We start from the raw sequence: 8,839 nt of genomic DNA, 5'->3' as shown, positions 1-8,839 counted from the left end.
TTTTGTCTGAGACCTTGGTTTGCATATCTTGAAAAACTCCCCAGTTTTTCTTTCTAAGATACGAAAAATCAAGGTCTTTTCAAAATATTAAAAAAACTTATATTCAAATAATTATATCAATTTAGTGCCTCTTTTTGTCATGTACTATGAACTGAATTAACAATTACTGGAGTGGTGTTTTCGTTTTACAAACTGTCAAAAAGTAATGTCGGTTTCCGAAGAATAAAAATACCTTCATATCCTATAATATACAAGTGTATAAGCTTGTTTTATTTTTAAAAATTGAAAGATAAGTTGCAGTCTTATTTTGTTAAATTGTATTTTAGGACATAAGCTTTCTCTTTTTATTGTCAAAAAGTAGTATTTTTACATATCCCAATCTATAAGGCAAAATGATAGATACCAATGCCAATATATTATTGATTTATACCGGAGGAACTATCGGTATGGTCGAAAACAACGTCACCGGAGTTCTCGAGGTGTTCGATTTTGCCCATCTTACGAGCCATATGCCAGAGTTGCAGAAATTCAAATATCATATCAATACGATAGTATTTGAACCGGCTATCGACTCTTCGGATGTGTGCCCGTCTCACTGGCGAAAACTTGTTCGTATAATTGAAGATAATTATGCAGAGCACGATGGTTTCGTAATATTACATGGAACCGATACAATGGCCTATACGGCATCTGCTCTTAGTTTTATGATTCAGAACTTGCAGAAACCCATTGTTCTTACCGGAGCTCAATTGCCAATAGGTAAGTTGAGAACGGATGCTAAAGAAAATCTTATTACAGCAATGGAAATTGCAGCCGATAAAGATTCTATTGGTTATCCTGTAGTGCCCGAAGTGTGTATTTTCTTTCAAACGAATTTGATACGGGGAAACCGTTCAACAAAAATAAATGCTGACAATTTTAATGCATTTAAATCGTACAACTATCCCGGATTAGGAAAATCGGGAATACATATTCGTTATGATAGAGATAAAATATTAAACCCGGATTACGAGAAAAAAGTAATCTTTCATTATTTGATGGATACCAATATTGTAATCTTAAAAATGTTTCCGGGAATAACCAAAGAAGTTGTGCATGCTATTTTGAATACCCAAGGAGTAAGAGCTGTTGTGCTTGAAACCTATGGGTCGGGTAATGCACCCCGATACGATTGGTTTATCGAAGCTTTGCTGGATGCTGTAAAAAGAGGCATAATTATTGTAAATATAACTCAGTGCGAAATGGGTTGCGTGGAAATGCAACGCTACGAGACAGGGCACGAATTACTCAAAGCAGGAGTTGTAAGTGGTTACGATGCAACAGTAGAAGCTACAGTTACAAAACTGATGCACTTATTGGGACATAAGTATTCACGAGAAGAAATTATAGTAAGAATGCGTGTGCCATTGGCAGGAGAATTAACACGTCCCGATGAACGACAAATCTGACAAGTACAACAATCTGTCGATAATGGCAGAAAAAGATACGCCTGAGTTTCTCTCGTTTTTCAAAAAAAACAAGAAGAGGCTTGATAAGATGGATGGTATAGTGCATGATTTACACGATAGATTCTCATCTGAGATAGACTGTCTGAAATGTGCTAACTGTTGCCGTTCTCTAGGTCCTGCTATTTATGATAAGGATATTGAACGTATGGCTAAAGCTCTTCGGATGAAACCCTCGGATGTGGTAACGACTTATTTGAAGGTAGATGAGGATGGAGACTATGTATTTCGAACCATGCCATGCCCTTTTCTTATGCCCGACAATTATTGCTCTATTTATGAGTCTCGTCCAAAAGCTTGCAGGGAATATCCTCATACCGATCGGAAGAAATTCAGTCAAATATATAAGTTAACTGTCAAGAATACGCAAACTTGTCCTATTGCTTATGAGGTTTTAAAAGAACTGGTGAAAAATTAGATCAGAGCGACTTTGTTTGCTTCGAATAGATTTATACCTTTACCAGCTTTATTCTACACATTTTATTTATTGGAAATTAAGATTATGTACAAATTGAATAAAGGCAAAAAAGCAGCCTTCTTTTTATTTCTTTTTGTTATAGGGAATATTACCTTGCTGTTTGGGCAGGATTCCGAAATTAGAGATCATACGGAACCTCGCGAATATAAAAAATATAAATGTAAAGGGTTGTTTTCCTCTGATTCTACAACCGTGTCACGTTTTAATCAAAAGGCCGATCAGGTTTTAAATTCGGTATTTAAACCGGACAGAGAGTTTATTGCAGATAGTTTGATTAAAGCATTTGATGATTCTCCTTCTTTTAGTATCTATAAAGATAATTATGTTGTTGTTGGTACAGAGCTATTGCGTAATCCAGATAGGAATAATTCGGATGCGAAATTCCAAATAAGTTTTTCGCAACGTTTGACTAATAGTATATTACCATTTCGTACTTATCTGTTTCTAACATATACTCAATTAGCATTCTGGGATGTTTTTCAAGAATCATTCCCTTTCCGAGACATCAATTTTAATCCGACTATCGGTTTGGCTAAACCTTTGGTGTATAAAAACCGATATTTAGGAGAGATTAGCTTTCAGTTAGAGCATGAATCGAATGGAAAAGATGGCGAAGATTCTCGTAGTTGGAACAAGGTTAGCTTCGCAGGACAGTTTAAAATCAATCATCATTGGTCTTATTTCACTAAGCTCTGGGTACCTATTGTTGATGGAGAGAATAATAGAGATATCGTGCGATACAGAGGTTGGGCAACTACTGCAATAAGTTATAACCAAAAAGAAAAATTTAATACCAGTTTAGTCTTAAATAAACGTGGAGGAAATATTCTCAATACAAATATCACTGTGAATTTTGCTTATCGATTATTCCATGATGAAAACCAATATTTGTTTTTCGAATTTTATAATGGATATGGTGAAGGTTTACTGGATTATAATCAATTTCATCAACGTTTTCGTCTGGGATTCGTAATTAAGCCTAACTTTAGGTTTATATATTAATGACCGAAGTATTATATAATTGAGTCTTACTGTCTTTTTTTTAAACCAAATAGGTTATAAACAAGGAGATCAGAGGCTTTAAAACTGAAAGAGAGATGATCCCTTTTCTTTATAATGTTGCACAAGCTTACTATAAGCAATTTGGGCAGGAAGTAAGTAATTTTACTTTCGTGTTTCCTAATCGCCGTGCAGGATTATTCTTTCAGAAATACCTGTCTGAAATTGCCCGTAAACCCATATTCTCACCCGAAATATTAACTATTGCCGATCTGTTTAGTCGATTGAGCGGATTGAATACCGCTGATCGTATTGAGCAGTTGTTTATGCTCTATAATATCTATAAACGGGCAAGTGGTTCTCTCGAAACATTTGATGAGTTTTTGTTTTGGGGCGAAATGCTTCTCAACGATTTTGATGATGTAGATAAATACATGGTCGATGCGGAACAACTTTTTTCCAATATTCAGGATTTAAAAGAAATTGATGCCGGTTTTAGTTATCTGACAGAAGAACAAATTACCGCTATTCGTCGTTTTTGGTCTAGTTTTATTCCCGTAGGAGAGAGCGACCGGAAAAAGGAGTTTCTCGAAATGTGGGAGGTCTTATTTGAACTCTATACTTCATTAAGAAATGAACTGTGTGAAAATGGACTAGCTTACGAAGGAATGATCTTCAGGGAGGTTGCCGAACAGGCTAAAGCCAAACTTGACTTGAAAATACCTTTTGAGCGTATTGTTTTTGTTGGTCTGAATGGGCATAGTAAATCGGAAGAAGAACTCTTAAAATATTTACAGAATAGGGGAGTTGCCGACTTTTATTGGGACTACTCTTCATCATTAGTTAAAGACCCTGATAATAAAGCTTCATTCTTCATTGACAAGAATAAACTATTCTTTCCTTCTCAATTATCATTAGAGCCCGAAGCTTTGGAAATGGAGAAACCTGTTTTAGAGGTCATCGGTATTCCTTCGGTAGTTGGTCAGGCTAAATATGTACATTCTATACTTAAGACACTGATAGAAGAGGAGCAAATAATGTCTCCCGATAAAGCTCTGAAAACTGCATTGGTGCTTCCTGACGAAAATCTCCTTTTACCTACTTTGTATTCGATTCCCGAAGAGATTGATAAGATTAATGTGACTATGGGTTATGATCTTGTCAATTCATCCATAGCGGGCTTAATGGATCATGTTTTCGAATTGCAGCGTAATATTCGGATCGTAAGCGGTAATCCCGGTTATTATTATCGGTTTGTATTGTCCATTCTAAATCATCGCTATATAACCAGAGTTGCAGGCGATGAGGTGGTGCGCTTGCGTACTGATATTATTAAGTATAATAAGATATTGGTTTCGGTAGAAGAATTAAGTATTCATCCTTTACTTAGTCTTATTTTCAAACCTTTGGAGCATTGGAGCGATACAGCTTCTTATTTAAGAGATATATTAGCTCTTTTGGAACGGTCACTATCTTTATCTCGATTAGAAAAAACAGACGATGATACAAGTACTCGTTCCATTGATATGGAATGTGAGTTTATCATCGAATATTATAAAACCATCAATAAGATGGAGGATGCTTTGAAAAATGTGGATGCAGAAATGTCTGTTGATACTTATTTCAAACTTCTGAAAAAGTTAATTGTTGGAATAACTGTTCCGTTTAGTGGTGAGCCTCTATCAGGGTTACAGGTTATGGGCGTGCTAGAAACTCGTGCTCTTGATTTTGATAATCTGATTATGCTTTCTATGAATGAAGGAATATTCCCGATGAAAAAGGGAGCAAATTCTTTTATTCCTTATAATCTTCGTAAAGGCTTTGGTTTGCCAACTTACGAGCATCAGGACAGTATTTTTGCATATCATTTTTACCGCCTTATAAATCGTGCTAAGCGAATTTATCTTCTTTATGATACCCGAACTGAAGGATTGCAGGGCGGGGAAGTGAGTCGCTACTTTTATCAGCTTAAGCATTTATATCCGAATATGTTTGATATACGTGAGCGTTTGGCTGTATATGAAGTTTCTTCTAACGAAAGTATATCTATTTCGATTCCAAAAACACCACAGATAATAGGTAAGCTAAGTGCTTTTCTTACAGGTGAGCGTAGTTTGTCGGCAAGTTCGATAAATATGTATCTCGATTGTCCTTTACAGTTTTACTTTTCGGTAGTAGAACGTATGCAAGAGGAAGATGAGATTGCCGAAACTATAGAAGCCAGCACATTTGGAAGTATATTTCACTCGGTAATGGAATGGTTATACGAACCTTTGCAGGGTAAGGTGGTGACTGCTGATTTGCTGCACAAAATGTCTAAAGATGGTAGGTTACTTACCGAAATGATTGAAAGATCTTTTGCCGAAAATTACTTTAAAGCGAATAAGATAAAGAGGCTCACCGGTCAGAATTTTTTAACGGGAGAGGTACTTAAGCGATATATACAAAAGGTTTTAGCTACTGATGCTAAACTGACTCCTTTTGTTTATGTGGAATCGGAAAAGCGGATTGCTGTAAATTATACATTACCCTCGGGTCGAACTGTATCACTAAAAGGCTTTATAGACCGTATAGATGAGGTGCGTGGTCATACACGCATTATCGACTACAAAACGGGCAAGGGTGTGCTTACTTTTAAGAATATGGAGCATTTGTTTGATAAGGATGCTAAAGACCGCCCCAAAGCAGTTATGCAAGTATTTATGTATGCACATCTGTATATGCTCGAGTATCCTGCGGTAGTATTAGAACCCGGTATATATTATTTGCGTAATTTATTCGATTCTAGCTTTAGTCCGAGTGTCGAACATAGACCTACCCGAACGGATAAAGATATTATTACAAACTTTTCTGGATTGAGGGAGGAATTTAAAGAACACTTTGAATCTTGTCTGGAAGAAATCTTTTCGATTGATACTTCTTTTTCTCAAACTACAACAGGTAAACCTTGCGAATGGTGCAATTTTACCAATATTTGTAAGAAGTAAGATTTTTTATTTTTACATATGATACAAGAAAAACAGTCCGAATGAGGTTAAGTATATTAAAAGCCGGACTGACTTTATTTATATAAGTAAGAATATGGAAGCGGATGCAATTATCCCAGAGGTGCTAAAAGATCGTTTTACAGATTATTCATGATGATTATCTGGTGTTGTTTGAGTTGGATGATTATTATTAAAAATAGCTATCTTTCGGTGTTTTAATCATATAGCTTGCCTTGTGTGATTCTTTGCTGAAAAAAGTAGAAAAAAGCTTAGATATTATTTTGGAATTAGAAAAAAGTGCATATCTTTGCAACGCTTTTAGAGGAAAAGTCCTTGCTAAGGAAGCATTGGAGAGATGGCAGAGTGGTCGATCGCGGCGGTCTTGAAAACCGTTGTACTGTGAGGTACCGGGGGTTCGAATCCCTCTCTCTCCGCCAAGACAAGAAGAAAAATGAAGTAAAACCCTGAAATTCAATGAATTTCAGGGTTTTTTGTTTTCTGAAAAGTGATAAAAAAGGGTGGTTTCCGGTATAGTCCACGGACGAAATCGGGGACATTCCAAAATCACAAAAACTGTCCCCGAATTGCTTTTAAGCCATTCTTTTTAAGCTGTTTGGGTGAATCTAAAACCTGCCTGAATGAGCTGAACTTCATACCTTGAGAATAAAAATTAAAACAAATTCAAAGTATGAAAAGAAACACATTCCATGTTTTATTCTTTGTGAAGAGATCCAGAGTAGCAAAGAACGGAGAAAGCCCTGTATTCATGAGGATCACAGTCAATGGTCAGCGTATCGAAACGGTTGTTACCTTATCCGTAGAACCCGATAAATGGAACAATCTGGCAGAAAAAGTAATTGGTAAAGATCGCAAATCCCAGGAAATCAATAGCCGGCTCGATACAATTCGCTTACGCATTATGGAAATCTACCGGGAACTGGAATTCGACGGAGCAGAAATCAACCCACGAATAATATTAAATCATTATCAAGGACGAGAAGATGAATCCCGAAAAACACTATTATCCGTATTTCTGGATCATAACGAACGCTGTAAAAAACTGATAGGAAAAGATATGTCCCCAGCAATCCTGCATCTTTGAGAAGCCTCTTAAAGTAGTGAAAATCGATAAAGGAATACAAGATTATTACATGCGTCTGACTACATTTTTCGGTCAGTTTCGGGCAATTGGTATCAATTATAATCAGATTGTAAAAGCGTTGAATTCTAATTTTGCGGAGAAAAAAGCACTCGCCTGTCTCTATAAATTGGAACAGGCAACCATTGAATTGGTTGGTTTAAATAAGAAAGTCATTGAGCTGACGCATGAGTTTGAACAAAAACACCTCCGATAATGGTAACCAAAATCAGCTCGGGAAACTCCCTTTTCGGGGCGATAAAATACAATCAGCAGAAAGTGGAGCAAGGGCAGGGAGCAATTCTGTTTTCGAATTGCATCATCCAGCATATAGATGGATCGCACACGATGAATCTGCATCTAAAATCTTTTGAACCCTATCTGGCGGCTAACAAACGCACCGAAAATCCTGTACTGCATATCTCGCTCAATCCACATCCCAAGGACAAATTGAGTGATGAACAACTGACGAACATCGCTCAGGAATATATGGATAAGCTGGGCTATGGCAACCAGCCGTACCTTGTTTACAAACATGAGGATATTGACAGACATCATATTCATATTGTATCGATACGGGTAAAAGAGGACGGCTCAAAGATTGACGATTCGTTTGAAAAGAGGCGTTCGGAGAAAATCCGCAAGCAGTTGGAGCAGAAGTACAACCTGATACCTGCCAAAAAGAACCGGACGGATGAATGGACTTTGAAAAGAGTCGATCCCCAAGCCGGAGATATAAAAAAGCAGGTTTCCAATACAGTCAAAGGTTTGATGGAAGATTACCATTTCCGGACTATCCATGAGTACAAGGCTTTACTTTCCTTATATGGTATTACAGTCGAGGAAGTCAAAGGAGAGATTCGGAACAAGCCTTATAACGGACTGGTCTATTCGGTTATCACAGACAAAGGCGAAAAAGTCGGTAATCCGATCAAAGCATCCCTGATTGGAAAACCGGTCGGATACGATGCCCTGCAAAAACAGCTGGAAAAATCCAAAGTACCGTTAGCCGATAAGCAACTGAAAGAACGTAACAAACGGTTTGTTTCCAATGCGATGGCACATTGCCGCAGCAGAAAAGACTTTGAGAAACTATTGGCAAACGACAAAATCAGTGTAGTCTTTCGGGAGAATGACGATAAACGGATCTATGGCGTAACCTTTATCGACCACGAAACAAAAGCCGTGTTCAACGGCTCCCATTTAGGCAAAGAGTTTTCAGCCAATTCGTTCCATGAGCTATTCAGCGGACAATCCAGTAACAAGAGCCAACAAGAAGATAAATCATGTAGCAATGACTTCCACGCAACAAACAACTACGATAAAGAGCAAGACTCCGTAGCAGAATCTATTGTGGGAATTTTCTCGATGGAGCAACACGGCGATAATTACGAAGAGATTGCCTTTGCCAATCGGATGAAACGAAAGAAGAAGAAATTACGCAGACCGAGATTGTAGAAATAAAAAAGATAACTAAAATTTATTAACAAGGATTTTTTAGAGCCTGCATTTTTGAAGCTGTCAAGGGTGAGATCAATAGGAGTTTACTAATGGTAAATGACTGAGAGCGAATCCCGCCGACAATGATAAAAATGTGGCTCTAAAAAGTCCGTAAACAAAGAATTATGCAAAACGAGGACGACCTAAGAGGACTGGCTAAAGTCATGGAATTCATGCGGGCCATCAGTATATTATTTGTAGTAGTACATATCTATTGGTTCTGTTACCAATC

The 8,839-nt window shown here is 37.2% G+C and carries 7 protein-coding genes, 1 tRNA gene and 1 pseudogene; all 9 read left to right on the top strand.

What is annotated here, in order from left to right; translation table 11 throughout:
* The first annotated feature begins 392 nt into the window (after positions 1 to 392).
* On the top strand, positions 393 to 1,448 hold the full coding sequence (locus CLV62_RS21280) for an asparaginase (protein ID WP_110312780.1): 1,056 nt from the start codon (positions 393 to 395) through the stop codon (positions 1,446 to 1,448).
* Positions 1,432 to 1,923, top strand: coding sequence for a YkgJ family cysteine cluster protein (locus tag CLV62_RS21275; RefSeq protein ID WP_050711228.1), 492 nt, complete (start codon positions 1,432 to 1,434; stop codon positions 1,921 to 1,923). Before CLV62_RS21280 ends, CLV62_RS21275 begins: the two co-directional genes overlap by 17 nt.
* Positions 1,924 to 2,007: 84 nt before the next feature.
* Positions 2,008 to 2,985 (top strand): phospholipase A, encoded by a 978-nt coding sequence (locus tag CLV62_RS21270; RefSeq protein ID WP_110312779.1) that lies wholly within the window; start codon positions 2,008 to 2,010, stop codon positions 2,983 to 2,985.
* A 95-nt stretch (positions 2,986 to 3,080) separates the two neighbouring features.
* The gene (locus CLV62_RS21265) at positions 3,081 to 5,969 is read left to right on the top strand and encodes a PD-(D/E)XK nuclease family protein (protein ID WP_110312778.1); all 2,889 of its coding nucleotides are present in this window, start codon (positions 3,081 to 3,083) and stop codon (positions 5,967 to 5,969) included.
* A gap of 349 nt (positions 5,970 to 6,318) precedes the next feature.
* Positions 6,319 to 6,406: transfer RNA gene (locus tag CLV62_RS21260), tRNA-Ser, on the top strand.
* 251 nt (positions 6,407 to 6,657) lie between these two features.
* The gene (locus tag CLV62_RS21255) at positions 6,658 to 7,071 is read left to right on the top strand and encodes an Arm DNA-binding domain-containing protein (RefSeq protein WP_110312777.1); all 414 of its coding nucleotides are present in this window, start codon (positions 6,658 to 6,660) and stop codon (positions 7,069 to 7,071) included.
* Positions 7,064 to 7,324: pseudogene (locus CLV62_RS21250) on the top strand (plasmid mobilization protein); the annotation flags it as partial. The gene CLV62_RS21255 and the pseudogene CLV62_RS21250, both read left to right, overlap by 8 nt.
* Positions 7,324 to 8,565 carry a conjugal transfer protein MobB gene (gene mobB, locus CLV62_RS21245; RefSeq protein ID WP_110312776.1) on the top strand — a complete coding sequence of 414 codons (1,242 nt, stop codon included), beginning with the start codon at positions 7,324 to 7,326 and terminating at the stop codon, positions 8,563 to 8,565. The pseudogene CLV62_RS21250 and the gene mobB, both read left to right, overlap by 1 nt.
* Before the next feature lie 167 nt (positions 8,566 to 8,732).
* The coding region (locus CLV62_RS21240; protein WP_146212819.1) for a YWFCY domain-containing protein at positions 8,733 to 8,839 on the top strand (107 nt) is incomplete at its 3' end.

This window comes from Indolivaga alginatilytica, from assembly GCF_003201355.1.
In the GTDB taxonomy this organism is placed as follows: Bacteria; Bacteroidota; Bacteroidia; order Bacteroidales; family Dysgonomonadaceae; genus Dysgonomonas_A; species Dysgonomonas_A alginatilytica.
This window is presented reverse-complemented; position numbering and strand designations above follow the sequence as displayed.

Excerpts from the sequence above, each read along its gene's own strand:
- CLV62_RS21265 (WP_110312778.1), top strand. The coding sequence starts at position 3,081 with ATGATCCCTTTTCTTTATAATGTTGCACAAGCTTACTATAAGCAATTT.
- CLV62_RS21275 (WP_050711228.1), top strand. The coding sequence starts at position 1,432 with ATGAACGACAAATCTGACAAGTACAACAATCTGTCGATAATGGCAGAA.
- CLV62_RS21270 (WP_110312779.1), top strand. The coding sequence starts at position 2,008 with ATGTACAAATTGAATAAAGGCAAAAAAGCAGCCTTCTTTTTATTTCTT.
- CLV62_RS21255 (WP_110312777.1), top strand. The coding sequence starts at position 6,658 with ATGAAAAGAAACACATTCCATGTTTTATTCTTTGTGAAGAGATCCAGA.
- CLV62_RS21280 (WP_110312780.1), top strand. The coding sequence starts at position 393 with ATGATAGATACCAATGCCAATATATTATTGATTTATACCGGAGGAACT.
- mobB (WP_110312776.1), top strand. The coding sequence starts at position 7,324 with ATGGTAACCAAAATCAGCTCGGGAAACTCCCTTTTCGGGGCGATAAAA.